The organism is Robiginitalea insularis (genome assembly GCF_052497835.1).
In genome coordinates this window covers 776,193-801,132 of the sequence record NZ_CP199296.1, presented here as the reverse complement: position 1 = coordinate 801,132, position 24,940 = coordinate 776,193, and the positions used below count along the sequence as shown (strand labels likewise).

25 protein-coding genes are annotated in these 24,940 nt (G+C 47.2%); 20 read left to right on the top strand and 5 right to left on the bottom strand.

What is annotated here, in order from left to right; translation table 11 throughout:
• The first annotated feature begins 1 nt into the window (after position 1).
• The 16 genes from ACT6NV_RS03670 (at position 2) to tsaB (ending at position 14,634) form a co-directional block, all read left to right on the top strand.
• Entirely contained in the window at positions 2–583 is a 582-nt protein-coding gene (locus ACT6NV_RS03670) for a cytochrome c oxidase subunit 3 (protein WP_445386664.1), read from the top strand.
• Positions 584–677: 94 nt separating this feature from the next.
• A complete protein-coding gene (locus ACT6NV_RS03665; protein ID WP_445385919.1) occupies positions 678–1,652 on the top strand; it encodes a cytochrome c oxidase subunit 3 in 975 nt (324 codons plus the stop codon).
• A gap of 22 nt (positions 1,653–1,674) precedes the next feature.
• Entirely contained in the window at positions 1,675–2,058 is a 384-nt protein-coding gene (locus ACT6NV_RS03660) for a cytochrome C oxidase subunit IV family protein (protein WP_445385918.1), read from the top strand.
• Between the two features lie 69 nt (positions 2,059–2,127).
• On the top strand, positions 2,128–2,760 hold the full coding sequence (locus tag ACT6NV_RS03655; RefSeq protein ID WP_445385917.1) for a hypothetical protein: 633 nt from the start codon (positions 2,128–2,130) through the stop codon (positions 2,758–2,760).
• 18 nt (positions 2,761–2,778) lie between these two features.
• Positions 2,779–3,525 (top strand): SCO family protein, encoded by a 747-nt coding sequence (locus tag ACT6NV_RS03650; protein WP_445385916.1) that lies wholly within the window; start codon positions 2,779–2,781, stop codon positions 3,523–3,525.
• Complete coding sequence (locus ACT6NV_RS03645) at positions 3,515–4,051, top strand: DUF420 domain-containing protein (RefSeq protein ID WP_445385915.1); 537 nt, start codon at positions 3,515–3,517, stop codon at positions 4,049–4,051. Before ACT6NV_RS03650 ends, ACT6NV_RS03645 begins: the two co-directional genes overlap by 11 nt.
• 3 nt (positions 4,052–4,054) lie before the next feature.
• Positions 4,055–4,273, top strand: a complete 219-nt coding sequence (locus ACT6NV_RS03640) for a hypothetical protein (protein WP_445385914.1) — start codon at positions 4,055–4,057, stop codon at positions 4,271–4,273.
• A 96-nt stretch (positions 4,274–4,369) separates the two neighbouring features.
• Positions 4,370–5,614 carry an ABC transporter permease gene (locus ACT6NV_RS03635; RefSeq protein ID WP_445385913.1) on the top strand — a complete coding sequence of 415 codons (1,245 nt, stop codon included), beginning with the start codon at positions 4,370–4,372 and terminating at the stop codon, positions 5,612–5,614.
• Between the two features lie 35 nt (positions 5,615–5,649).
• The gene (locus ACT6NV_RS03630) at positions 5,650–6,909 is read left to right on the top strand and encodes an ABC transporter permease (RefSeq protein ID WP_445385912.1); all 1,260 of its coding nucleotides are present in this window, start codon (positions 5,650–5,652) and stop codon (positions 6,907–6,909) included.
• Between the two features lie 38 nt (positions 6,910–6,947).
• Positions 6,948–8,060 (top strand): efflux RND transporter periplasmic adaptor subunit, encoded by a 1,113-nt coding sequence (locus ACT6NV_RS03625; RefSeq protein ID WP_445385911.1) that lies wholly within the window; start codon positions 6,948–6,950, stop codon positions 8,058–8,060.
• 92 nt (positions 8,061–8,152) lie between these two features.
• Positions 8,153–8,857, top strand: coding sequence for an ABC transporter ATP-binding protein (locus ACT6NV_RS03620; RefSeq protein ID WP_445385910.1), 705 nt, complete (start codon positions 8,153–8,155; stop codon positions 8,855–8,857).
• Positions 8,847–10,076, top strand: a complete 1,230-nt coding sequence (locus tag ACT6NV_RS03615) for an ABC transporter permease (RefSeq protein WP_445385909.1) — start codon at positions 8,847–8,849, stop codon at positions 10,074–10,076. The genes ACT6NV_RS03620 and ACT6NV_RS03615 overlap by 11 nt, the downstream gene beginning before the upstream one ends.
• A 2-nt stretch (positions 10,077–10,078) precedes the next feature.
• Positions 10,079–11,335: an ABC transporter permease gene (locus ACT6NV_RS03610; RefSeq protein ID WP_445385908.1), complete on the top strand. Its 1,257-nt coding sequence runs from the start codon at positions 10,079–10,081 to the stop codon at positions 11,333–11,335.
• Positions 11,336–11,374: 39 nt separating this feature from the next.
• Positions 11,375–12,493 carry an efflux RND transporter periplasmic adaptor subunit gene (locus ACT6NV_RS03605; protein ID WP_445385907.1) on the top strand — a complete coding sequence of 373 codons (1,119 nt, stop codon included), beginning with the start codon at positions 11,375–11,377 and terminating at the stop codon, positions 12,491–12,493.
• A gap of 37 nt (positions 12,494–12,530) precedes the next feature.
• The gene (locus ACT6NV_RS03600) at positions 12,531–13,883 is read left to right on the top strand and encodes a TolC family protein (protein ID WP_445385906.1); all 1,353 of its coding nucleotides are present in this window, start codon (positions 12,531–12,533) and stop codon (positions 13,881–13,883) included.
• 70 nt (positions 13,884–13,953) lie between these two features.
• Positions 13,954–14,634, top strand: a complete 681-nt coding sequence (gene tsaB, locus ACT6NV_RS03595) for a tRNA (adenosine(37)-N6)-threonylcarbamoyltransferase complex dimerization subunit type 1 TsaB (RefSeq protein ID WP_445385905.1) — start codon at positions 13,954–13,956, stop codon at positions 14,632–14,634.
• Positions 14,635–14,638: 4 nt separating this feature from the next.
• On the opposite strand, the gene ACT6NV_RS03590 is transcribed toward tsaB, so the two are convergent.
• The 4 genes from ACT6NV_RS03590 to ACT6NV_RS03575 form a co-directional block, all read right to left on the bottom strand.
• Positions 14,639–15,460: a mechanosensitive ion channel family protein gene (locus ACT6NV_RS03590; RefSeq protein WP_445385904.1), complete on the bottom strand. Its 822-nt coding sequence runs from the start codon at positions 15,458–15,460 to the stop codon at positions 14,639–14,641.
• Between the two features lie 77 nt (positions 15,461–15,537).
• The gene (locus ACT6NV_RS03585; RefSeq protein ID WP_445385903.1) at positions 15,538–17,589 is read right to left on the bottom strand and encodes a thioredoxin domain-containing protein; all 2,052 of its coding nucleotides are present in this window, start codon (positions 17,587–17,589) and stop codon (positions 15,538–15,540) included.
• A 74-nt stretch (positions 17,590–17,663) separates the two neighbouring features.
• Positions 17,664–17,864 (bottom strand): dodecin family protein, encoded by a 201-nt coding sequence (locus ACT6NV_RS03580; RefSeq protein ID WP_445385902.1) that lies wholly within the window; start codon positions 17,862–17,864, stop codon positions 17,664–17,666.
• A gap of 70 nt (positions 17,865–17,934) precedes the next feature.
• Positions 17,935–18,837 (bottom strand): NifU family protein, encoded by a 903-nt coding sequence (locus ACT6NV_RS03575; protein WP_445385901.1) that lies wholly within the window; start codon positions 18,835–18,837, stop codon positions 17,935–17,937.
• Between the two features lie 123 nt (positions 18,838–18,960).
• On the opposite strand from ACT6NV_RS03575, the gene ACT6NV_RS03570 reads away from it, so the two are divergent.
• Positions 18,961–19,962 carry a PorP/SprF family type IX secretion system membrane protein gene (locus ACT6NV_RS03570; protein ID WP_445385900.1) on the top strand — a complete coding sequence of 334 codons (1,002 nt, stop codon included), beginning with the start codon at positions 18,961–18,963 and terminating at the stop codon, positions 19,960–19,962.
• Between the two features lie 71 nt (positions 19,963–20,033).
• Here the strand turns inward: ACT6NV_RS03570 and ACT6NV_RS03565 are convergent, their stop codons facing one another.
• Positions 20,034–21,173, bottom strand: a complete 1,140-nt coding sequence (locus ACT6NV_RS03565; protein ID WP_445385899.1) for a vWA domain-containing protein — start codon at positions 21,171–21,173, stop codon at positions 20,034–20,036.
• A 207-nt stretch (positions 21,174–21,380) separates the two neighbouring features.
• Between ACT6NV_RS03565 and ACT6NV_RS03560 the strand changes: the two genes are divergently transcribed.
• Genes ACT6NV_RS03560 through ACT6NV_RS03550 form a run of 3 tightly spaced genes read left to right on the top strand, consistent with a single transcriptional unit; the run spans position 21,381 to position 24,855 of the window.
• Positions 21,381–23,567 carry a histidine kinase gene (locus ACT6NV_RS03560; protein WP_445385898.1) on the top strand — a complete coding sequence of 729 codons (2,187 nt, stop codon included), beginning with the start codon at positions 21,381–21,383 and terminating at the stop codon, positions 23,565–23,567.
• A 4-nt stretch (positions 23,568–23,571) separates the two neighbouring features.
• Positions 23,572–24,300: a LytR/AlgR family response regulator transcription factor gene (locus tag ACT6NV_RS03555; protein ID WP_445385897.1), complete on the top strand. Its 729-nt coding sequence runs from the start codon at positions 23,572–23,574 to the stop codon at positions 24,298–24,300.
• A gap of 27 nt (positions 24,301–24,327) precedes the next feature.
• The gene (locus ACT6NV_RS03550; protein ID WP_445385896.1) at positions 24,328–24,855 is read left to right on the top strand and encodes a gamma carbonic anhydrase family protein; all 528 of its coding nucleotides are present in this window, start codon (positions 24,328–24,330) and stop codon (positions 24,853–24,855) included.
• The last annotated feature ends 85 nt before the right edge of the window (positions 24,856–24,940 follow it).

Here is a 24,940-nt window from a genome sequence, read left to right as displayed (position 1 = left end):
TATGAAGATAGATGAGTTAAGTCCTTTAGAAAAAAAACAGCGCGCCAAAAAGATGATGCTCTGGTTTGGGATTGCGAGCCTGCTGATGAGCTTTGCAGGCTGGACCAGTGCCTATATCGTGAGTAGTTCCCGGGAAGACTGGATGGAAAATTTTGAGCTTCCGCAAGCTTTCTGGATCAGTACCGCGATTATCCTTTGCAGTAGCTTAACCTACTGGCTGGCCAGGAACAGTGTGCAAAAAGGGCAACAAAAACAGGCAACAATTTGGCTGGTGATAACCCTCCTGCTGGGGGTTTCGTTTATTATCGCCCAGTTTTTCGGGTTTTCAGAGATGATTGCACTGGGATACTATTTTACAGGTCCCACCAGTAATATCACCCTTTCGTATGTATTCCTTATCGCTGTTGTGCATATTTTACACGTGGTAGCAGGATTAATAAGCCTAATCGTGGTTTTAGTACAGCAGTTAAAGGGCCGCTACCTGCCCGGAAATATGCTGGGAATGGAATTAGGGATGACTTTCTGGAATTTTGTGGATTTTCTCTGGATTTATCTGGTGTTATTTTTCTATTTCTACAACTAAAGCTGCAGGGGCAGATTTTGTAAGCGCATCTGCTTTTCTTACAACTAAAAAAATGTATTTTTGCTAAAATTCTCTTAATACGAATAGCTGATTTATGGATACTACGGTTACAACACCTTCGGAAGAAAACGTTTGGGGTGGAGGCAACAGGCCACTGGGGGCCAGCTATGGGAAACTGATGATGTGGTTTTTCATCGTTTCCGATGCCCTTACCTTCTCTGGCTTTCTTGCGTCTTATGGTTTCTCGAGATTTAAGTTTATTGAAACCTGGCCTATAGCGGACGAGGTATTTACTCACGTGCCTTTCTTCCACGGGAATTACCCCATGTATTATGTGGCCTTTATGACCTTTATCCTTATTATGTCTTCGGTAACCATGGTACTGGCTGTGGATGCCGGACACCGGATGATGAAGAACAAGGTAGTTATCTACATGTTCCTGACCATTATTGGAGGAGGGATCTTTGTAGGTTCACAGGCCTGGGAATGGGCAACGTTTATCCGTGGAGATTACGGGGCTCTCGAAACCAATGGCGGCCGGATCCTTCAATTTGTAAAAGCAGATACGGGAGAGCGCGCTGCCCTGGCCGATTTTGCAGCAACTCTGCCGGATGAAAGGGTAGACCATGAACGACGTAACGGAGTGTGGTACTACGAGGGAGAGGCATTGCCCAGCTACTCGGTAAACGAAGTGGCCGAAGGGCTGCGCACCAACCCGAATATCCTGATCCGCACCGAGCAGATTAACGAGGCGGGGGAGAAAACGATCCTGAACCGGGAAGAATCACTTCAGAAAATAAAGGATGCCAAATTAGTGGTGGAAGGGGCAAACCTGATCCGCAATGAATACGGAAGCCGCCTTTTTGCAGATTTCTTCTTTTTCATAACAGGCTTCCATGGCTTCCACGTATTTTCAGGGGTCGTGATCAATATCATTATTTTCTTTAATATAATCCTGGGCACCTACGAGCGTAGGGGACATTATGAAATGGTCGAAAAAGTCGGGTTGTACTGGCACTTTGTAGACCTTGTCTGGGTATTTGTATTTACCTTCTTTTATCTTGTATAAGCGCCAAAAATCATAAACAAATATGGCACACGCACATAAATTAGAAATTTTCAGAGGGCTTTTAAAATTCAAGTCCAACACACAAAAAATCTGGGGAGTATTAATATTCCTTTCCCTGGTTACAGCTGTTGAGGTGGCTTTGGGGATTACCAAGCCAGAAATACTTACCTCCAACACCTTTGTTGGGATGAAACTGCTGAACTGGATCTTTATAATCCTCACTCTGGTGAAGGCCTATTACATAGCCTGGGACTTTATGCACCTTCGGGATGAAAAAAGTTCGCTCAGAAGGGCCATTGTATGGACCCCTATCTTCCTGGTATCTTACCTTATATTTATTCTGCTGTTCGAAGCAGATTACATTTATACGGTTTTCAAGGAAGGGTTTGTTGCCTGGGACTTTTAAAAGGAATTAACAGAATCTAAAGACGGTTTCACAACCGTCTTTTTTATTTTTGTAATCCTTTTATAGCCGATGAAAAAGACCTTTGTTTTAACCGTACTCTTTATCCTTCCCCTGGTGGTTTATATGTTTTTCGCATCCGGGGTTACCAATTTTGGCAGGTTGCCGGTTCTGACGGAAGATGTTATGGAACTGGATGCCTTTAATACCCGGGAGCGTCTGGCTGAAAAAATCAGCATAGTGGGTTTTCTGGGCACGGAACCGGACCTTAAAAAGGGGATAGCCTTTAACCTGAACCAGAAGATTTATAAGCCCTTTTACGAGTTTAACGATTTTCAGATGGTTATGCTGGTTCCGGAAGGGAAGGAGGCGGCTGTTGAGGAAATAAAAAAGGAATTGTCGGGCTTTACTGATTTGCGGAACTGGCGCTTTGTTTTTGGTTCCCCGGGGCAGATCCGAACATTTTTCGAATCCCTGCAGTCCGATCTGGAACTGGATGCGGATTACTCCACTCCCTATGTGTTTATTATCGACAAAGACAGGAATTTGCGCGGACGCAACAAGGATGAGGATGAAGGGACCAAATACGGCTTTAATGCCATTTCCGTGGCAGACCTTAACAATAAGATGAAAGACGATGTTAAGATCATACTGGCGGAATATCGTCTGGCTTTGAAAAAGAACAACGCAGACAGAGCCAATTAAAGACAGCGAAAATTAGCAATGTTGAAAAAAGGAAAATACAACTATATCTGGATAGGAGCAGTCATCCTTGTCTTCGGGATCATTTTTGTGCCCAGGATCGTGGCGCGTCTCCAGAATGATGACGTGGTAGACATCAACCGCATGAACACCGATCCGGAGGATGCTCCGCTTTCCTATATTTACCTCAATGGGGAAAAGCGTAAAGTGCCCGAGTTTGCATTGCTTAACCAGGACAGCTTGCTGATCACAGACCAGGACTACCTGGGAAAAGTGTATGTGGCGGAATTCTTTTTTACCACCTGCCCCAGTATCTGCCCAATAATGAACCGCAACCTGGTGGAATTACAGCAGGAATTCAAAGACTATGAGAATTTTGGGGTGGCTTCCTTTACAATTAACCCTGAATATGACACGCCTTCCGTATTAAAGGAGTATGCTGAGGCATATGGGATTACAGACATGGACTGGCACCTGCTCACAGGAGATTCAGATGCGATCTATGCACTGGCCAATTCCGGCTTTAACATCTTTGCGGCAGAAATGCCAGACGTCCCGGGAGGCTTTGAGCACTCCGGCCTTTTCGCGCTTATAGACCAGCAGGGCTATATTCGTTCGCGTAAGGATTCCTTTGGTAATCCTATTATTTACTACCGCGGCGCTATCAGCCTGGATCAGGAAGTAAATGCCCAGGGTGAAACAGAACAGATCAGTCTCCTGAAGGAGGATATTGAAAAACTTTTAAAAGAAAATACAAGTGGAAAGTAGCCTTCAAAAGAATGCACCTAACCTCAATCGCTGGATCAATATCATCTCCATAGCCATTCCTGTGGTGGTAGCTATACTATTTGGGGTACGCCTGCCCAATGTGGAACCGCTTAGTTTTCTTCCCCCCATCTATGCCGGAATTAACGGGCTTACAGCGGTCTTGCTATTGGTTGCCCTCTGGGCCATCCGAAGTGGTAAAAGGGCACTGCATCAAAATTTAATGACAACCTGCATTGTACTTTCCTTGTTGTTCTTACTAATGTACGTGGCTTACCATATGACCTCGGATTCTACCCCCTATGGTGGAGAAGGCTGGGTACGATACCTGTATTACGCCATCCTGATATCCCATATTTTGTTGTCAATTGCGGTTATACCACTGGTTTTGCGCACTTATGCCCGGGCGTATCTGAAGGATTTCGCAGCACACCGTAAAATAGCCCGGATTACCTTTCCTGTTTGGCTGTATGTTGCGGTTACCGGGGTAATTGTATATCTGATGATCTCACCTTATTACGTATATTAGAATATGTCAAAAAAAGGCTTGCTTTTCTGTATCACCTTACTTCTGATCTTGCTGCCAATAAGCCTTCAGGGACAGTGTGCCATGTGCAGGGCTGTTCTGGAAAGCAATGGTGACCAGTCAGTGGCAGAGGGGATCAACAATGGAATTGTATACCTTATGGCTATTCCTTACATCCTGGTGGGGTCCCTTATTTTTATCGTATACCGCAAGCTTAAATCCTGAAGGTTTATTTTCAGTCCCTGAAACTGTAACAATTTCCCCCACCCTTAGTCTAATTAGTACCCTTTGGGTACATCATCAATCAAAAGCACCAACCCAATGTTTGATTTAGAGCGATGGCAGGAAATCTTTGAGACCATCCGCAAAAACAAGCTCAGAACTTTTCTTACCGGATTATCGGTTGCCTCGGGTATTTTTATCCTGGTAATTCTGCTGGGTTTTGGGCAGGGCATACGCAATGGGATAGCCTATGAATTTGAGGAAGACGCAGCCACTTCTGTTTGGGTCTGGCCAGGGGTAACTACCAAGGAATTCAAAGGCCTCAACCCTGGAAGACGTATTCAGTTGCGAAATGAAAATTTTGACAACTGGGTGGCCATGAACAGCGACCATATCGAATACGATGGCGCACGAAATTTTGTGCGCGGCGTATCGGTCACTTATGGAAACGAGGCACTTGTGTACGGCGTTCAGGGCGTAAATGACGATTTTCAGTTTATCGAGAATGCAAAGATGTCCATGGGGCGTTTTATCAATTACTCTGACCTGGTTGACAATGCTAAGGTGGTTGTTATAGGAGAAAAAATCCGCAAGGATGTTTTCAATGAGCTGGAATCTCCTTTGGGGGCTTATATAGATATCTCTGGTATTCCCTTTAAAATCATAGGGGTCTACCAGGAGCGGGAAGACCGGGAGGAAGAACGCCTGTATATTCCCCTCAGTGCGGCTCAGCAGGTCTTCAACGGGGGGGATCGCCTGAATAATATGGCCTTTACCCTGCCGCCTGCAGCGAATTTCGATCAGGCAGTGGCCGAAGCGGTCGCTTTTAAAGACCAACTGCATCAATACCTTTCCCAGATACACACCATAGCGCCCGATGATACCAGTGCGCTTCGGGTATGGTCTGCCCTGGAAGAGGCCAAGCGCTATTACAGCCTTACTAATAATATCAAACTATTTTTCTGGTTTGTGGGGATATGTACCATTATTGCCGGGGTGGTCGGGGTTAGCAATATTATGTTGATTGTGGTAAAAGAACGTACTCGTGAAATTGGGATTCGCAAAGCCCTGGGGGCAAAACCCTGGGAAATAGTTGGGATGATCCTGCATGAAGCGATTTTTGTTACCGCCATCTCCGGATTCCTCGGCCTGATTTTCAGTATGGGGTTGCTGGAACTGGTGGGCCCGCATGTGGAAGTAGACTATGTAAAAAACCCCTCTGTAAACCTCAATGTGGCCCTCGCCACTGTTTTTGTGCTGATTCTGGCCGGTACCCTCGCAGGCTTTTTCCCCGCCTGGCGGGCTGCCAACATTCAGGTAATCAATGCGCTCAGAGATGAATAGGGAATGGGAGAATCGATTGTGTAATCCGGATTGTCATGTTTAATAGAGACCGTTGGAAAGAAATCCTGGAGGTGCTTACCAGTAACTGGTTCCGTACCGTTTTGACCGCTTTCGGGGTGTTTTGGGGTATCCTGATCCTGATCATCCTGCTGGCTGCCGGAAAGGGCCTGGAAAACGGGGTTAAGGCAGATTTTCGTGATATTGCCACCAATTCCATGTTTATCTGGACCCGCAGCACCACCAAGCCCTACAAGGGACTTCCCAAGGACCGTGAATTCCGGTTTAAACTGGAGGATGTGGACCTGCTCAAACAGCGGTTTCCAAGTTTGCGTTTTGTTTCAGCGAGGAATCAATTAGGCGGTTTTGGCGGGGGTAGCAATACCGTTCGCGGGATCAAAACCGGGGCCTATAACATTTACGGGGATTATCCCGAAATTATTAACCAGGAACCCATGAGTATTACCTCGGGGCGTTTCCTCAATCAGAATGATATCCTTGAAAAGCGAAAGATAGCCGTTATTGGCGAAGGGGTCGTTGCGGAATTATATGATATGGGAGAAGATGTGCTGGGTACTTATATCAAGATTCAGGGGGTTAATTTTATGGTAGTGGGTATTTATAAAAAGCGCTCTAATGGAGGGGATGGAGAAGAAGGGCAGAAACAGATCTTTATCCCCTTTACTACTTTTTCCCAGGCCTTTAACAGGGCCGATAATGTAGGCTGGATGGCCATTACGGCCAATGATGGCACATCTATTACCTCTTTAAAGGAAAATATCGTGAGCGTTTTGAAAGAAAAGCACAAGGTACATCCTGAAGACCCCAGGGCCATAGGCTATTTTGACCTTTACGAACAATACAACCGGTTTGAAAACCTGTTCGGGGCAATGCGTTTTATCGCCTATTTCGTGGGGATCCTGGTGCTGCTTTCGGGAATTATCGGGGTAAGCAACATCATGCTGATTGTGGTAAAGGAGCGGACCAAGGAAATCGGCATACGACGCGCATTAGGAGAGCAACCCGGCAGCATCCGGAAACAGATTTTGCTGGAGTCCCTGTTTTTAACCATTGTCTCAGGAATGGCTGGAATCACTTTTGGGGCACTGTTTATCTATGGAATCAATTCCCTGCTGGATGCCAGTGGGCCGGTGGATATGTTTATGAGCCCAAGCGTGAGCGTAGGAGTGGTGATGATTGCCCTGCTCATCCTTATTATTTCTGGCCTGCTTGCGGGCTTGATCCCCGCCCAGAGCGCTATCCGGTTTAAGCCCATAGATGCCCTCAGGGCCGAATAAAATTGAAAGATAAATCACTGTTATAATTACGAACGAAAATGAAAAAATCAGTAACCGTAATCATTTTAGTAGTCATTGTGCTGACCTTTTCCTCGGCCATGTATTACCTGTATCAGAAAAATGCGGAAGACCCCGTGGTATATCAGACCGAAAAACCCAGCCGCCAGAATATTGTTAAGAAAACGGTGGCTACCGGGAGTATTCTGCCGCTGGAAGAGGTGCTTATCAAGCCCAATATTTCCGGGGTGATCGAAGAAATCTATGTAGAGGGGGGAGACTATGTCAAATCCGGTGATATGATCGCTAAAATCAAGGTAGTACCCAACCTGAATGCCCTCAATGACGCAAAAAATGCCATTCAGGATGCCAAGATAACCCTGGACGATCAAAAGCGGAATTACCAGCGCCAACAAAACCTGTTTTCCAAAGGGGTCATTTCACAGGTAGACCTGGAACGTGCACAGGTGAGTTATGACCAGGCCAAACAGGCCTATGCCGCCGCCAATGAGCGCTTTGAAATTGTGAATACCGGTACCACCAGGGGCCTGAGCAATGCTGCCAATACGCTCATCCGGGCCACTGTCAGCGGAATGGTACTGGAGGTCCCCGTTGAAGTGGGGAACCAGGTAATTGAGAGCAATACCTTTAACGAAGGGACCACCATTGCGGCCATTGCCGATGTGGATAAAATGATCTTTGAGGGGAAGGTAGATGAATCTGAGGTAGGGAAAATCAAGGAAGACCTGCCTCTTGAAATTACCGTTGGGGCCCTTGAGGGTAAGGTCTTTGAGGCAGTTCTGGACTACATAGCCCCTAAAGGGAAAGCGGAAAACGGAGCCATACAGTTTGAAATTAAAGGGACCCTTAAAAAACAGCAGGATATTTTTATCCGGGCTGGCCTCAGTGCCAACGCCTCCATTATTCTGGGGAGGGCTGATAGCGTACTGGCGCTGAAGGAAGCTTTGGTTCAGTTTGACCCTGAAACCAAAAAGCCCTTCGTGGAAGTCTCGGTGGGTGATCAGCAATTCGAACGCAGAGATCTCGAGTTGGGCCTGAGCGACGGGATCTTTGTGGAAGTCAAATCCGGGATAACGGAGGAAGATGCTATCAAAGTCTGGAATGCTCTGGCCGAGTCAGATATAACCTCCTGATTTATTAACACAAAATTTAGAGGCATTTTTGTAACAATTTTGTCAAATAACGGTCTAACCGTTAGAATTGGGTTTAAAACACTTAACCAACCATGATTGAAATTAAAGATTTACATAAATCCTACAAGATGGGGAGCAACTCCCTGCACGTTCTTAAGGGGATTAATTTCACGGCAGAAGATGGAGAATTAGTAGCTATTATGGGATCGTCAGGTTCCGGAAAGTCTACCTTGCTCAATATCCTGGGAATGCTGGACGAAGCAGATTCGGGCGAATACAACCTGGATGGGGTTCCCATCAAAAACCTGAGCGAAACCAAGGCGGCCAAATACCGCAATAAATTCCTCGGATTCGTATTCCAGTCTTTCAACCTGATCAATTACAAGAGTGCTTTAGAGAATGTGGCCCTGCCCCTTTATTACCAAAAGGTCGGGCGCAAGGAAAGGGAAGCTCGGGCTCTCAAATACCTGCAACAAGTTGGCCTCAAGGAATGGGCGCACCACCTTCCCAACGAATTGTCCGGGGGCCAGAAACAACGGGTGGCCATCGCAAGGGCCATGGCTGCAGAACCTAAGGTATTGCTGGCAGATGAACCTACAGGGGCCCTGGACAGTACCACATCTTATGAAGTGATGGACCTGATACAGAAGATCAACGACCTGGGCAATACCATTTTGGTAGTTACCCATGAAGAGGATATTGCACACATGTGTAAACGCATTATACACCTCCGGGACGGGGTGATAGTTGAAGACAAAAAAATAAAGCAGGTAAGAGCTTCGGAGTATGTTCAATAAAGACACCTGGCAGGAAATATGGCACAGCATCAAGAGCAATAAGCTGAGGACCTTTTTAACGGGTTTCTCGGTGGCATGGGGTATACTTATCCTGGTATTATTGCTTGCGTCCATTAACGGGATGCAGAATGGATTCACCAAGCAGTTCAATGACGATGCCACCAACTCCATCTTTATATATCCAAATGCTACTTCCAAACCCTATGGCGGGTTTGAAGCGGGCCGTCGCATCGTTTTCCGCAATGACGACTTGAATTTTATCCGAAGGAGTTATGAAGGGTTTTACGAGTACATCTCCCCGCGTTTCTCCCGTTCGGCGGTCACCAAATTTCAAAAGGAGACCGGGTCCTACAACGTGATAGGGGTAAGTCCGGACCACAAGGAAATTGAGCGAACTGTTATCAATAAGGGCCGTTATCTGAACACCAATGACCTGAACAACAAACTCAAGGTGGTCGTAATTGGCAGGCAGATACAAAAAGAACTTTTTAAGGATGAAGATCCCATTGGCCAGAACATCATCCTGAACGGGCTGGTATTCAAGGTTATCGGTTTATTCTCTGACGATGGAAACGAAAGGGAGGAGAGCAATATGTATGCTCCTTACACGACCATGCAGCAGATTTACGGGAATTCCGATGAGATCAATACTATCGCATTGACTTACAATCCGAATTTTGACTTTACCAAGGCGCTTAATTTTTCCAATACCATGGAAGTGGTCCTCAAACGACGGCTGGTGATACACCCTGATGATCAGGGGGCCTTACGTATCAATAATTATGCGGAAGGCTTTTCCAATGTACAGACCTTTACAAACTTCCTGAAGTTTGTTGCCATTGGAGTGGGAGCACTTATCCTGATAGCCGGGATTGTTGGGATCGGAAACATCCTGATTTTTATTATCAAGGAACGCACCAAGGAAATTGGGATTCGAAAAGCACTGGGGGCGCGACCTATTGAGGTGATTAAACTGATCCTGATGGAATCTATTGTTATTACTACCCTTTCCGGTTTCGGAGGGATGTTATTCGCAATGGGGCTGGTAGCCATTATATCCCCGCTGGTGGATGCCCCTGCCTTCTCCAATCCGAATGTGGATAATGCTACGGTCATTACCTGTACGATCGTTTTGATCGTAGCCGGGGTATTTGCCGGCCTTGTCCCCTCCATCAAGGCGGCACATATCAAACCAATTGAAGCACTTAGAGCAGACTAACCATGGGAATATTTGACAGAGACTTATGGAGTGAGGTATTCAACACCCTGACCAAGAATATGCTGAGGACTTTCCTCACCACCCTTGGGGTGATCTTTGCCATAGTGATCCTGATCGGTTTGCTGGGCGCTACCAATGGCATGAAAAACGGTTTTGATCAAATTTTTGCCGGAACAGCCACCAACAGTATGTTCCTTTGGACACAGCGTACTTCCATGCCCTATAAAGGGTTTGAAAGGGGCCGGTCGATAGACCTCAGCCTGGACGATGTTGAACTGATAAAAAGCCAGGTGCCAGAGGTAAATACCATTTCACCCCGTATTCAACTGGGAAATTTCAGGGGTACGGTTACCGTGCTCAGGGCAGGAAAAACAAGTGGTTCCAGTGTATATGGGGATTTCCCCACCATTGACCTGATGTCCAAAAAGAAAATTGTGGAAGGGCGGTTTATCAACCAGAACGATATTGAACAGGCACGGAAAGTTTGCGTCATCGGGATTGATGCCTATAAGTTACTCTTTGAGAAAGGAGAAGATCCCATAGGGGAAAGCATCAAAATCAACGGAATTTATTTTACAGTTGTAGGTACGTTTAAACGAAATGACAATATAAATTTTGAAGGGGAGAATACCGTCTTTGTTCCCTTTACCACATTCCAGACAGCATTTAACAGCGGGGATGAGGTGGGCTGGATGGCAATACTTGTGGATGACGACAAATCCGTTGCCGTGGCCGAGAAAAAGATAAAGGACCTGCTCAAACGGAAATACAATGTACATCCTGATGATGCGAGGGCGTTTGGCTCCTTTGATTTTTCAAAAATCTTCGAAGGGATCAATGCTTTTACTTTGGTCCTCTCGGGCTTCTCTTTTTTCGTTGGGATATTTACCCTCCTGGCAGGGGTAATCGCCGTCAGTAATATTCTGCTGATTACCGTTAAAGAGCGCACCAATGAAATTGGGATACGCAGGGCTTTGGGGGCAACTCCAAAAGTAATCAGAAGACAGATTATTATGGAATCCATCGTGCTGACTTTCTTTGCAGGCCTGATTGGTTTTATCATATCCATAGGAATCCTGCATGGGCTGGACGTTGCCTTCGGGCAGACTGAAGACGCGCCATTTACCAATCCAACGGTGAGTATGCTGCAGGTAATCGTCTCTTTTGTGCTCATGGTAGGCCTGAGTATCCTTATTGGCCTGATCCCGGCAAACAGGGCGGTTAAAATCAAACCCATAGATGCATTACGAGAAGAATAATTATAAGCTTTATAACAAGAAAACTAACACTAAGTAACCATGAATAAATACGTAAAATACGGACTGATCACTGTTTTGGCACTTGGAACGCTCTACGCAGTTGCCAGGGTGCTGAAAACCAATAGCAAGCCTGCCGTAGTATTTGATACCACCACCCTGAGCAAACAGACCATCGTCAACAAGGTAGTGGCAACAGGAAAAGTCATACCTCAGGACGAGATTGAAATAAAGCCCCAGGTATCAGGTATTATCGAGAAGATTTACCTGGAAGAAGGCGCTAAAGTTGCGGCCGGGGACCTGATAGCCGTAATTAAGGTCGTGCCCAACGAACAGGCTTTATATCAGGCCAGGGGACGTGTACGGAATGCACAAATTGCCCTGGACAATACCAAGATAGAATACGACCGGAACAAGAAATTGTTTGACCGGGGCGTCATCTCCAGCCAGACCTTCAACAACCTGCAGCTGCAGTATGACCAGGCGCTGCTGGAAGTGGAAAATGCAAAGAATGACTATCAGATCATTCAGCGGGGTTCGGCCGGGGGCTCTACCTCTGCCAACACCAATATCCGTGCGACAGTTGCAGGGACTATCCTTGAAATTCCGGTAGAAGAAGGAGACCAGGTTATACAGTCCAACAACTTTAACGATGGTACTACTATCGCCACCATAGCGGATCTGAGCAAAATGATTTTTGAGGGACAGGTAGATGAGGCTGAAGTGGGCAAACTGAAACTGAATATGCCGCTGAAGATCAGCCTTGGTGCCATTCAGGATAAGGAGTTTGACGCCAACCTGAAGTTCATTGCCCCTAAGGGAGTGGAAGATCAGGGAGCTGTGCAGTTTCGTATAGAGGGCGATGTGGCCCTGAACGAAGACTTTTTCATCCGTGCCGGTTATAGCGCCAATGCCTCTTTGGTACTTGAGCAAAAGGATAGTGTCCTGGCTATAAAGGAGGCTTTGCTGCAGTTTGACAAGGAAACCGAAAAACCTTATGTAGAAGTTGAGGTAGGGGAAAATAAATATGAAAGAAGGGATATAGAAACAGGAATTTCTGACGGTATTTACGTTGAGATCCTCTCCGGGCTGAAAGAAGAGGACAAAATCAAGATTTGGAATAAGACGGAACCTGTTAAAGATGACGAGGACAATAACTAATTCATCAAAGCTTCAAAAAATGAACCAATCAAATCAAATGAAATTAACACGCTGGTTGCCCCTGGGGATACTTATCTGTATCCTGAATGTAGCAGTAACCCAGGCCCAAATGAAAAAATGGACCCTGGAGGAATGCGTTACCTATGCCGTGGAAAACAATATTTCCATACAGCAATTTGAACTGGACCTGATGAACGATAAAATTGATCGTTCCGATGCCATCGGCGGCTTGCTTCCCAGATTGGATGCTCAGTTGCAGGGAGGCGGAAACACGGGTCTTACCTTTGACCCTACCACCAATGCCCCGGTAACCACTACCATTATCACGGCTACCGGAAACGCTACGGCTGCCCTCACGCTCTTTGACGGTCTCAGGAATATCAACCGGGTCCGGCGTGCAGAAATGCTGGCGATTTCCTCTCAGTACCGCCTGGATGACCTGGTAGACGATATCCGGCTGAATGTTGCGAACGCTTACCTGCAGGTGTTATCCGACAAAGAATCCCTTAAGGTATTCCGTGCCCAGTACGCTGTAACCGAGCAGGATTTATTCCGTACACGCGAACAGGTAGAAGCCGGGGTTTTGCCCAGAGGAGACCTGCTGGAAATTGAATCTACTGCTGCCGGACAGGAACAGCAGATTATCAATGGGGAAAACCGGGTATTGCTTTCGCGCATTGCCCTGGCTCAATTGCTGCAAATTACGGATTATGCAAATTTTGATATTGCCGACGAGGATTTTGAAGTCCCCCCCTCCGATATCCTGAACTACAGCCCCAAAGAAATCTTTGGCAAGGCCCTTACCTTCCGCAACGATATTAAAAATTCGGAGGCCAATGTTGAATTAGCCCAGAAGGACCTGCAAATAGCCAAGGGTGCTTATTACCCAACCCTGAGTGCCTTTTTCAACTACAATACACGGTATTCAGACCAGACCAGAGATCCGCTTACCGGAGGGGAAATCAGTTTTGCAGATCAGTTATGGATCAACGATGGTATTTCATACGGGGCCCGGATCAATATTCCCATTTTTAATGGGTTCAGTACCCGCAACAGTGTGAGGCGGGCTGAAATTTCCATGAAAAGGCAGGAATTACAACTGGAGCAGGACAAGCTGGATCTGGAAACTACTGTAAACCAATCTTATGTGGATGTTCAGAATGCAGCAAAGACCTATGAAGCGGCTCAGAAAACCCTTGAAGCAAGGCGGCTGGCCTATGATTATGCCAAGGAGCGTTACGAGGTAGGCCTTATGAACGCCTTTGATTTTAGTCAGGCACAGTCCCGTTTGGATAATGCCGAAGCTGAAGTAGTACGTTCGAAATACGACTATATATTCAGGATCAAATTGCTGGAATTCTTCTACGGGATTCCGATTTCCCTGGACTGAGAATGAATCACTAACGGATAAAGGCCCCGGGTTTGCTTTTGCATTGCCCGGGGCCTTATCTTTGCGGGCTATGGCATGGATATTAAATCTGGAAACCGCCGGAACAAATTGTTCGGTAAGTCTGTATAAAAACCAGGACCTGGTAGCGATTCGTGAAGACAACAGCCCTGGCTATTCACATGCGGAATTGCTGCACCTTTATATTGAGGAAGTGGTTGTGGAAGCCGGTATCGCCCTTGCCGATTTGCAGGCAATTGCCGTGAGCAAAGGCCCGGGTTCCTATACCGGCCTGCGTATTGGTGTTGCCTCGGCCAAAGGGCTTTGTTTCGCCCTGGATATTCCGCTGATCAGTATCCCTACCCTGGAATCCCTCGCCAGGCAATTAACACCTGCAGAGGGCCTGATCGTTCCCCTGATGGATGCCCGGCGCATGGAAGTCTATACCGCGGTTTTTGACAGCGACCACAAGCGAATGGCCCCTACAGTCGCTAAAGTTGTTGACCCGGATTCTTTTCTGGAGCTGGCCCAAAAAGGGAAGGTTCATTTCCTGGGTACCGGGACTTCGAAATGTGCCGAAGTTTTGAAACACCCCAATTTTATCTTTTATCCAGGGCTTTTTCCATCGTCCCGTGAAATGGGAAAGCTTGCCTTTGATAAATATCAGCGGCAAGCTTTCGAAGATCTGGCGTATTTTGAGCCATATTACCTGAAGGATTTTATCGCCCATGGCGGTAAAAACCCCGGGAAATAAACCCCTATTTTTTCATATGTATGTCCCTCTGAGGGAATGGGATTTCAATTCCTTCCTTATCAAAGCGGAGCTTCAGGGTCTCCATAACATGGAAATGCGCTTTCCAGAAATCAGGATTATTTGCCCAAAAGCGCAGCGTAAGATTTACGGAACTGTCGGCAAGTTCGCCCACATACACCTCGGGTGCCGGTTCCTTTAGAATCCTATCGTCCTCAGCGCAGATTTCCAGCAGGATATCCTTTGCTTTTTTGATGTTGGATCCATAGCCTATCCCCACATCTATTTTATCACGTCGGGTATCCTCCGCATTGTAATTGATAATATTGTTGTTGGAGAGCTGGCCGTTGGGGATAATGGCCACCTGGTTCCCAAAGGTGTTCAGTTTGGTTGTAAAGATGGAAATCTCCTTGACCGTGCCGTCCACGCCCTGTGCGGAGATAAAATCCCCTACTTTAAATGGCTTGAACAACAGTATCAGTACTCCCCCGGCAAAGTTGGCCAGAGATCCCTGTAAGGCCAGCCCCACCGCAAGTCCGGCAGCACCCACCATGGCTACCAATGAGGAAGACTGTACTCCTAACTGGGTAATTACCAATACAAAGAGCAGGAGTTTTAATCCTATTTTAATAAAGCTCATCAAAAAGGATTCCAGGGCCTCATCGTAATCCTTTTTATCAAAAAAGCGTTTCACCAGCCGGTTGATAAAGCGGATGATCCAGGAACCCACCACCAAAATGATCAGGGCCGTTATGAGATTGGGTAAGAACTCCCACATCAGCGTCAGACCATCTTCAATATAACTTTCGTAATTTTTTAATTCGTCCATTGTTGTAGTTAATTAATTTAGGTTTTCAGTATACAAAAATTGAAAGAGGTTCCCAATTTAATAAATCTAAATATCTGTTAAGGCTGAAAGGTTTTTTGGAGCATTGTAAGGGCTGCATCCGGTGAGTTGAGTGGCTTAAGGCAGTGGCCCTTTTTGCAAATAAAAATACGGGTTTGGTCAGCCTTGTACCGGTTGTGGAATAAAGGCAGGTCCGATGCCTGCACGGAAGCAGCAAATAAAGTATTGGGCAGATAATCCCGGAACATTGCTTCCAGATAATTCCCGGCTTCCGGTCCTGTGATGACCACCTCAGAAAAGTCTTCGGTAAGCCAAAGGGCCAGCTGCATCCAGTTGCTGTATTGTGAGGGGTATTTCTCAATAGCCGGTGTCATTGCCGAGAGCATTTGCTCGGCCTGAACGATATAGGATTCCTTCCCGAAAAACAAACCCAGCCGAAACAGGTTTTTCCCCATAATGGAATTGGATGCCGGGATTACGTTGTCATTTACTTCTTTGCTTCTGCGGATCAGGGGTTCATCCAGGTCGGACACAAAGTAGAGCAGGGGGCTCTCACCGTCTGAAAAGTGCTCCAGACAAAATTCCATAAGTTCTCTGGCAGCTTCCATCCAGAGAAGATCCTGCCCGGCCTCATACAGGTCGATATATCCCTGGATGACGGTGGCGTAATCTTCAAGAAAGCCATTTATGGATGCGGTCGCTCCGGGTTGTGTATGGTAAAGCCCGCCATCAGGGGTGCTAAGGCCTGATCTGATAAACCCTGCCAGGGTGGTGGCTGCTTCAAGACTTTCATGAAGCCCGCAATACCGGTATGAATCTGCCAGGCCACTGAGCAGCAAGCCATTCCAGGAGGTGATGATTTTATGATCCAGCCCGGGCCGGGGCCGCCGGTTACGGATTTCCAGCAGTTTGCTGCGTGTTATTTGGAGACGCTCGCAGAATTCCCTAAGGGTCATCTTATGGGCTGTCGCAACCTCCTTTTTACTTAAAGTGCGGCAGAGCACGTATTTTTCGTCTTCCCAGAGCCCTTTTGAATTCAGGTTGTAATAATCACTGAACCAACCATAGTCTTTTTTCAGAATGGTTTTTAATTCCGCTGCAGTCCAGACGTAGAAAGCTCCTTCTTCGGATATTCCTTCTGAATTCAGGCTGTCTGCATCCAGGGAAGCCTGGTAGCCACCAGCTTCCGATTTTAATTCCCTGTCTAAAAAAGCCAGGGTCTGCCGGACCACATTTTTATAATCATTCTCATTAAAAACAGCATAGGCCCTGGCGTACAGGGAAAGCAACTGCGCATTGTCATATAACATTTTCTCGAAGTGGGGAACATGCCAGCGTTCATCCACCGAATACCTGGAGAACCCGCCACCAATCTGGTCGTAAAGCCCGCCTGCAGCCATGGCATCAAGTGTTTTCCTTGTATGGTTGATGATTTGTTCATCTCCCGTTCGAAAACCCCAATGCAGGAATAGCTCCATCGTTACAGGCATCATAAATTTCGGGGCTCCTCTGTTGCCTCCATATTGCGGGTCAAACCGGGGCTTCCAGTCCTCAATCAGACCGGACAGCCTTTGCCTGTCCAGATCCGGCCCGGATGGTTGCCCGGGTACTATTTCATTGATACGGTGCAGGGCCCCGGTGAGGTCGTCTGCGTATTCCCGGATCTTATCCGGGTCTTCCCTGTAGAGTTTGGACAACTGGCTCAGTACCCGTATCCAATCCGGTTTTCGTACATATGTGGCCCCCCAGAAGGGACGTCCGTCCGGTAAAGCTACGATGTTGAGGGGCCAGCCACCGCTCCCGGTCATGATCTGCAGGGCATCCATATAGATCTGGTCCACATCCGGGCGTTCTTCCCTGTCTACCTTAACCGGGATAAATCGTGTATTCATGACCTCGGCTACTTCGGGGTCTTCAAAACATTCGTGTTCCATTACGTGGCACCAGTGGCAGGCGGCATAACCAATGCTGATAATCATCAATTTACCAGACTCCCTGGCTGCCTGAAGCGTTTGTTCATTCCAGGCCTCCCATTGGACCGGATTGTAGGCATGCTGCAGCAAGTATGGGCTGCTTTCGTGTATCAGATTATTAGGTTGTCTGGTATTCACTAATATTCGTTAATGGTATTTGTACAAAAAAAGCGCCCGCAGGATACGGGCGCCGGTTTTTTCAGGGGAATGGCCTATTTCACCTCAAAGGTGATTTTTACATTTACCCGGTAATCGTCAATTTTTCCGTCCTTAACGGTAGCACTTTGTTCATTGATATAAACGGAACGGATGTGGTCTACTGAGCGCGACGCCTGATCCAGTGCTTTTTGTGCTGCGTCTTCCCAACTTTTATCGGAGTTCGCGAGCAGTTCAATTACTTTTAATATTGCCATAATCTTGAATTTTTAAGTGTCCCTATAAGATACTAAATAATGGCAGAAAACTCAAGGGATTTCACTCAAATCATCCGTTGATGGCAACTACCTCTTCAACCCTGTCTCCCATCATGTTCTGCAGCATGGTTTGTATACCATTTTTGAGGGTGAAGGTAGAAGATGGGCAACCACTGCAGGCACCCTGTAGAATGACGTGTACGGTTTTGCTTTCGGCCTCATAAGACTGAAAAACAATATTGCCGCCATCACTGGCAACAGCTGGTTTCACGTACTCTTCCAGAATATTCACAATCTCCTGTGAGGTTTCATCCAGGTTTTGAGCCCCGGTTGCGGAGCCCGCTTGCTGTACCCCTGAAGACCTTGGGGTATCCGCACTGATAACTTCCGCGCCCTGTGCGAGGTATTCCCGTATAAATTCCCTGAGTTCCATGGTTACCTCGTTCCAGTCTGCCACCTCGTATTTAGTGACTGAAATATAGTTAAGGTCCATAAAAACCTCTTTTACGAAAGGGAATTCAAATAATTTGCGCGCCAGGGGTGAGGTGGCGGCCTCGTCAATATTTTTGAACTCGAAAACGTCAGGCACCAATTTCTTGTTAGCGACAAATTTCATTACCGCAGGGTTGGGGGTCACCTCTGCATAGACGGTAACGGCCACCTTATCTTTTTTGGGTTCCTCAGTAACCACAGGTTCCCCTGCATTGAGGTATTCTACCAGTTGCTGAGCCACTTCATCTTTTACGTCTTCCCATTGCACGATATCGAAGCGTTCCATGGCGATAAAATTTCCGGATATATAGACCGTTTTGATAAAGGGCAGGTAAAACAACTGTTGCGCCAGCGGGGCATTCTTCGCCTCATCGATGTTGCGGTACTCATAGTGACCAGCCTCCACCAGGGGATGATTGGTTTCAAACTTCAAAATACTAGGGTTGTTCGTTTCTTTTACGGTGATCACATATTCTTTCATGGAATCCTGAATTTGATGCAAAAATAGGGTATTTTCAGGGGATACTTGAACATAATAATGTCTCTTTTCTGCCGTTATACTCTATATTTAACCCAATGACCAACCTGCGCCCAGTCTGATTAGATGAAACGAATCACCTTCTTGTTCCTTTTTGTTTTCGGCCTTGCTATTCATGCGATCAGAGGACAGGAAGGTATACCGGTTTACTTTGACTACTTATCCGATAATTATTACCTGGTCCACCCCGCCATGGCAGGAGTCGGGGAAGGGGGGAAAATCCGGCTGACGGCCCGAAAACAGTGGTTTAGCGTAGACGAGGCCCCTAATTTACAAACCCTTAGTTTCCATTATCGGATTCCACAAACCAGCAGTGGGGTAGGTGCTATCGTCTTTAACGATGCCAATGGATACCATGCCCAGACCGGCCTGAAACTTACCTATGCCCATCACTTGCAATTCAGTCCTGATTACAGGGTGCTTAATCAGCTTTCTTTCGGGATGAGCGCCGGTTACATCCAAAGCAGCCTGGACGAAACCGAATTTCGCTCTGTGATTGCCGACCCCATTATTACCGGTGGCCGTAACAGTGTGGGCTATTTCAATGTGGATTTTGGGATGTCTTATAATTTCCTTGAATTTTATGCACATGTTTCCGTATTGAACGCCCTGGGCACTGGCCGGGATTTATATACGGCTATAGAATTTGACAATCTCAGGCGATACCTCTTGTCTGCCGGCTATGTTTTTGGCAGGGGGAAGTGGCAATACGAACCATCCGTTTTGTTGCAGCTTACGGATTTCACCAAAGAAAAGACAATCGATATCAACGCCAAAGTATATCGGGAAGTCGGGTTCGGAACCCTTTGGGGCGGGCTGTCTTACCGACGCAGCTTTGACGGAGCCCAATTTCTCACCAACGGGAATTTCGGGGAACAGCGCCTGCAGCTATTTACGCCAATTGTGGGGGTAAATGTGGGTCAGTTTATGTTTTCCTATAACTATTCGTATCAATCCGGAGACATTCGCCTGGATAACGGCGGCTTCCACCAAATTACGCTGGGATATGATTTTGGCCAGTTATCCGCAAAAAGATACGATTGCAACTGCCCGGCGGTAAACTATTAAATGAAAAACCCGACCTGAATAAACCAAGCCGGGTCTTTCTCCAACGACACCATCCTCCTGCTATCGTTTAATCACTTGATCCAGTGATAATTCTTATCTGAAACCTGCTTTCTTATTGCGGCTTTCAGTGCGCTTTCAAGCGCGTCTGATGTGTCGGCTCTCTGTTCTGATAGATAGGCTTCCCTTTTCTGGTTCACTTCCCTGATCTCCTTTTGAATGCGCCTGCGCTCACCGAGTTGGGTCTGCAGGTGTTTTTTGAGGGTGGGCTCGTCCATAGACCGAACACTGGCTGGCAGGGAGGTTTTATCGATCCCGGATAGCTTTATTTGGTTTTCAGCATAGGCATCTACCAGGTCCCACTCGCTGTTGCGATAATATCCAGAACTTTTACTGACTGCCCTTTCTGCCAGTACTGCCTCTTCCATTTCCATGGCATTGGCGTCCTGTGTAGCCTGTAATTGCTTTTTGGCCGCTCCTTTGGACCCATAACCGATATAGGTCTGGTTTAGTTTCCGGTTTAATTCAATGATAACTTCATCATAAGGGGTCTTTATGTGTACAATCTCCCGCAGGTGATCTATGGCTGAGTACTGTCCCCCGCCCCGTTTGGCCCCGTCTTCCCACAGGGTGCGGATACCAAGCTGGTAATCCCCGCAAAAAATGGTATTGACGATCAGGCCTTTTTCACAGCTGTCCTCAAGGACGCTTTTATAGCTTATTTCCCCCTGATTAAAAGGCTCATTTCCGGCAATAAAAACAAACTTGAGGTCCCTTTCGGACCGGCTCCACTCCAGTTGTCGCAGGGCTGTGGCGATAACCTGCCCGCAATACTCATCACCCCCCTGTGTACTCAGCGAAAATAATTTCTCTGATATTTCATCCAGGTCGCTGCTGAAGGGTAAGACCTGCCGGATATATCCGCCCCTGGGGCTCAGGCGGCTGTTGCCGTATTCGTAAAGGGCAATTTCCAAAGACGGGGTCCTGTCTTCAGAACAACGCACATAGGCAAATTCATTTACCAGTTCCCACAGGGTGGCCTTGGCCTGGTTGATCAGGCCATCCATACTGTTACTGGTATCCAGCAGCAGCGCAATCTGAACCCTGGATCTGTGGTATGCTGTTTCAGGTGACTCCTTTTCAGGCCTGGCAAACAAAGAGCAGGCAAAGGCCAAAAAGAGGATAACGGTTGTAATAAATTTTTTTGTTTTCATAATCTTTCCAACTTTTAGGGGCAATCTACCTGCATATTCCCAGACAAAAAACGGGAGATGAGCGAACCGGCCTTTTGAATGAGTCAAGCAGGCTAAAGCATTAGGGATCTCCTGAAAAGGCAGCTTATAAAGGTAGTTTTCGGCATCAGCGCGTTTTACGGACTGAGCGAAATGGATTAAGTTTATACTTCTCTAAGCGTGTTCCTGATGAAAAGCCGGCTGGTCCTTATACTGATTCTATTACTGCCAACGGCATGGCTTTTTGGTCAGGTACCCGGGATGCGGCAGGAATTTACGCTGAAGGGAAGGGTGGTTTCAGAAACCGGGGAAGTTCCATTATCCGGAATTGAGGTAAGCACGGACCAGGGGGTTTTTACGCTTACTGATGGTATGGGCGAATTTCGTGTAAAGGCGGCTGCAGGAGATGTGCTGATCGTAAGAGGGCCTGATATACAGACGGTCCGTTACAGGATTAAGGATAATGAGGATATCAAAGTAGTTGTTTCGGGGCTGGATACGGTTACAGCAACGACCCGGGAGGAGGTTTCTTTAACCCGTTCCGAACAACACCGGATCTTGCTGGATTCGGCCAATTGGTTTAAGCGCAAAGATCTAAGCAAAAGCCTGAATTTCATATCCCGCTCCATTGAAATCCTGGACGGGCGAAGCAGCAGAAGAGAGCTGGCCCTATCCCTCACTACCCTGGGCGAAATTTACCAGTTTCACGGGCAGCTGGACCTGGCCATTTCCAATTATGAAGAAGGCCTGGAAACCTTCGATAACCCCAGAACGCTTTTACTTCTGGGGAAGGCTTATGTCCTGCACAAGGATAATGACAAGGCCATAGACCTGCTTTCCCCAAGGGTAGACCAGGCCGGGCTGATCCCCTACCAAAAACTGGAGCTCTACGAAACCCTGGGGGATGCCTACCGCAACCGTATCCAGGCCAATACGGCGGTATCCTATTACCAGCAGGCGCTAACCATAGCCAGCAAAAACCAGATTGCCCCCAAGATCCCGGATCTGAATTCTAAAATAGCAGATGCCTATCAGCGGGCCAATCGGTCTACGGAGGCCGAAACTTATTATGGGAATTCCCTGAAACAGGCAAAGGCCCAGAACCCGAGGCGGGCCGTCCAGGAATTTGAAAAGGTGGCAGATTTCTATAACCAGCAAAGCAGGTATCCGGAAGAAATTGCCCTTCGAAAACAAAGCCTGGAACAACTTAAGTCTCTCAACGAGGGAGCGCCGGAATCCGAGTCGGATTCCATTAGCACACAAGGGGTGAACTATAAAATTGCCAGTGCATATATAGCCCAGGACCAGAACGACCTGGCTATTCCCTTTCTTTCCGAAAGCATTAAGGAAGCCGATAACCAGGGAGACCTGGTAGTTCAGAAAGATGCTACCCGCAAATTATCGGAGGTCTATCGGGACAAGGGAGATTTCAAAAAGGCCCTGGACCTGTACCAGCAATACGTTACCCTTGTAGATACCCTGTATATCAGAAAGGAACAGGAGCTCTCACAGGCTTCACGCTTTAGCAGGGAAATTTCAGAGAGTCAGAGCCGGATTAACAGCCTGGAGCAGGAGCGGGAACTCTCCCGCAGCAAATACGAGCTGGCCCTGACCGAACAGCGGCTCACTGAAGAGATCAATAAACGCCAGCAGTGGATCATCTATTCCCTGATCTTCGGATTGCTGCTCACCGGCCTGGCAGCCTTCTTTTACTATCGCAGTAATCGCCAGCAACAACTGGCCAATTACCTTTTGGCCCTCAAAGGCCTTCGGACCCAGATGAACCCCCACTTTATTTTCAATGCTTTGAATTCGGTAAACAACTATATCGCCAAAAATGACGAACGGGCCGCCAATCGGTACCTGAGCGATTTTTCGGTTTTAATGCGCCGGGTGCTCGAAAATTCAGAAAAGGACCTTATCCCCCTGTCAGAGGAAATCGAACTGCTCGAACTATACCTGAAGCTGGAGCATACCCGTTTCCCGGATAAATTTGACTACAGCATTGACGTGGCTCCCGCCCTGGATGTTGAGGCTTTTGAGATCCCCCCCATGTTACTGCAGCCCTTTCTGGAAAACGCTGTCTGGCACGGGCTTCGCTATAAGGACGACAAAGGGATTCTTAAGGTGCAGATAAGACCATTGCTGGCCAATGCCATCAGTATAGAAGTAACAGACAACGGAATCGGCCGTAAACAATCGGCCCGCCTGAAAACCAAAAACCAGCGTCAGCAAAAATCCCGGGGGATGGGGAATATTGCAAAGCGCATTAGTATCCTGAACCAAATGTATGGAGACAGGATCTCGGTGGAAGTAAGCGATCTCAATGCGGATGGTTCCGGTACGCGGGTCCTTTTAAAAATCAGAAAAAAATAGCCATATGGAATTAAAAGCGGTCCTGATCGACGACGAAGCGCAAAGTCGTGAAATCCTGGAAAACTACCTCCTGAAATACTGCAATGGGGTACGGGTATCGGGGCAGGCCTCGAATATCAATGAGGCAATGGAGGTGATTGGCAATACAGATCCCGACCTGCTGTTCCTCGACGTGGAAATGCCTTTCGGGAATGCCTTTGATTTGCTTGAAAAACTACCCGATCGAAATTTTGAGATCATTTTTGTTACCGCCTATCAGCAGTACGCAATGGATGCCCTGAATCAGCATGCTGCCTACTATTTGATGAAGCCTATTTCCATAGATGCCCTGGTAAGTGCGGTGGATTACGTCAGGGAAATCAAGGCACGGGAAGCGGCCCTGAATGATAAAGTACTTCAGGGGGTTAAAAAGGTTGAAGGGAAGATTACGATCCCCTTACAGGATGGTTTTGAAGTTCTGGATGTAAGTCAGATCCACTATTGCCAGGCGGATGATAATTATACCAGGATTTTCCTGGCCAACCGAAAGATCTTAGTGAGTAAAACCCTTAAATATTTCGAGGAGGCACTGAGTGCCTTCCCCTTTGCCCGCGTTCATAAATCGTATCTGGTAAACGTGAGTGAAGTGGTTCGGTACCGCAAAGGGAAGGGGGGCAGCGTTTTGCTGAACAGCGGAAAGGAAATCATGGTCGCTCCCTCCCGGAAAAGAGAATTATTGCGCTTTTTTGAATAAATTTAGACGAATCATTACAAGTATTCAATGGCATATATTCAGGCCGTTTTAGGCAAGTCTCCGCAAATGGGGCAAGATTGTTTTGTGGCCGCAAACGCCACCCTGGTGGGAGATGTGGTCATGGGTGAGCAATGCAGTATCTGGTTTAACGCTGTAATCAGGGGAGATGTTCATTACATCAAAATGGGGGATCGCGTAAATGTGCAGGATGGGGCGGTAATCCACTGTACGTATAAAAAGGCGCCCACCAATATCGGGAATGATGTCTCCATAGGGCACAATGCCATTGTTCATGGCTGTACCCTGAAGGACAATGTGCTGGTGGGCATGGGTAGCATAATAATGGATGACTGCGTGGTGGGCAGTAATTCCATCATCGCTGCCGGGGCCGTCTTGACTGCTGGCACAATAGTCCCGGAAGGATCCGTTTACGCCGGGGTGCCCGCCCGTAAAATAAAGGATATAAGCCCCGAACTAAGCGAGGGAGAGATCCGCAGGATTGCCCGCAACTATATTGAATATGCTTCCTGGTTTAAACCCTCTGAAGGGGAATAAAAGCCATCAAATCAAAATATTCTTTCTGTTATACTGCCTGAGCGCGTCAGCTTTAACAGCATGCGACCCTGCTGATCCGGGAGAA

Bases quoted from the DNA above. Each gene is read 5' to 3' on its own strand.
- ACT6NV_RS03670 (WP_445386664.1), top strand. From the start codon at position 2: ATGAAGATAGATGAGTTAAGTCCTTTAGAAAAAAAACAGCGCGCCAAA.
- ACT6NV_RS03665 (WP_445385919.1), top strand. From the start codon at position 678: ATGGATACTACGGTTACAACACCTTCGGAAGAAAACGTTTGGGGTGGA.
- ACT6NV_RS03660 (WP_445385918.1), top strand. From the start codon at position 1,675: ATGGCACACGCACATAAATTAGAAATTTTCAGAGGGCTTTTAAAATTC.
- ACT6NV_RS03655 (WP_445385917.1), top strand. From the start codon at position 2,128: ATGAAAAAGACCTTTGTTTTAACCGTACTCTTTATCCTTCCCCTGGTG.
- ACT6NV_RS03650 (WP_445385916.1), top strand. From the start codon at position 2,779: ATGTTGAAAAAAGGAAAATACAACTATATCTGGATAGGAGCAGTCATC.
- ACT6NV_RS03640 (WP_445385914.1), top strand. From the start codon at position 4,055: ATGTCAAAAAAAGGCTTGCTTTTCTGTATCACCTTACTTCTGATCTTG.
- ACT6NV_RS03635 (WP_445385913.1), top strand. From the start codon at position 4,370: ATGTTTGATTTAGAGCGATGGCAGGAAATCTTTGAGACCATCCGCAAA.
- ACT6NV_RS03630 (WP_445385912.1), top strand. From the start codon at position 5,650: ATGTTTAATAGAGACCGTTGGAAAGAAATCCTGGAGGTGCTTACCAGT.
- ACT6NV_RS03625 (WP_445385911.1), top strand. From the start codon at position 6,948: ATGAAAAAATCAGTAACCGTAATCATTTTAGTAGTCATTGTGCTGACC.
- ACT6NV_RS03620 (WP_445385910.1), top strand. From the start codon at position 8,153: ATGATTGAAATTAAAGATTTACATAAATCCTACAAGATGGGGAGCAAC.
- ACT6NV_RS03615 (WP_445385909.1), top strand. From the start codon at position 8,847: ATGTTCAATAAAGACACCTGGCAGGAAATATGGCACAGCATCAAGAGC.
- ACT6NV_RS03610 (WP_445385908.1), top strand. From the start codon at position 10,079: ATGGGAATATTTGACAGAGACTTATGGAGTGAGGTATTCAACACCCTG.
- ACT6NV_RS03605 (WP_445385907.1), top strand. From the start codon at position 11,375: ATGAATAAATACGTAAAATACGGACTGATCACTGTTTTGGCACTTGGA.
- ACT6NV_RS03600 (WP_445385906.1), top strand. From the start codon at position 12,531: ATGAAATTAACACGCTGGTTGCCCCTGGGGATACTTATCTGTATCCTG.
- tsaB (WP_445385905.1), top strand. From the start codon at position 13,954: ATGGCATGGATATTAAATCTGGAAACCGCCGGAACAAATTGTTCGGTA.
- ACT6NV_RS03590 (WP_445385904.1), bottom strand. From the start codon at position 15,460: ATGGACGAATTAAAAAATTACGAAAGTTATATTGAAGATGGTCTGACG.
- ACT6NV_RS03580 (WP_445385902.1), bottom strand. From the start codon at position 17,864: ATGGCAATATTAAAAGTAATTGAACTGCTCGCGAACTCCGATAAAAGT.
- ACT6NV_RS03575 (WP_445385901.1), bottom strand. From the start codon at position 18,837: ATGAAAGAATATGTGATCACCGTAAAAGAAACGAACAACCCTAGTATT.
- ACT6NV_RS03570 (WP_445385900.1), top strand. From the start codon at position 18,961: ATGAAACGAATCACCTTCTTGTTCCTTTTTGTTTTCGGCCTTGCTATT.
- ACT6NV_RS03565 (WP_445385899.1), bottom strand. From the start codon at position 21,173: ATGAAAACAAAAAAATTTATTACAACCGTTATCCTCTTTTTGGCCTTT.
- ACT6NV_RS03560 (WP_445385898.1), top strand. From the start codon at position 21,381: ATGAAAAGCCGGCTGGTCCTTATACTGATTCTATTACTGCCAACGGCA.
- ACT6NV_RS03555 (WP_445385897.1), top strand. From the start codon at position 23,572: ATGGAATTAAAAGCGGTCCTGATCGACGACGAAGCGCAAAGTCGTGAA.
- ACT6NV_RS03550 (WP_445385896.1), top strand. From the start codon at position 24,328: ATGGCATATATTCAGGCCGTTTTAGGCAAGTCTCCGCAAATGGGGCAA.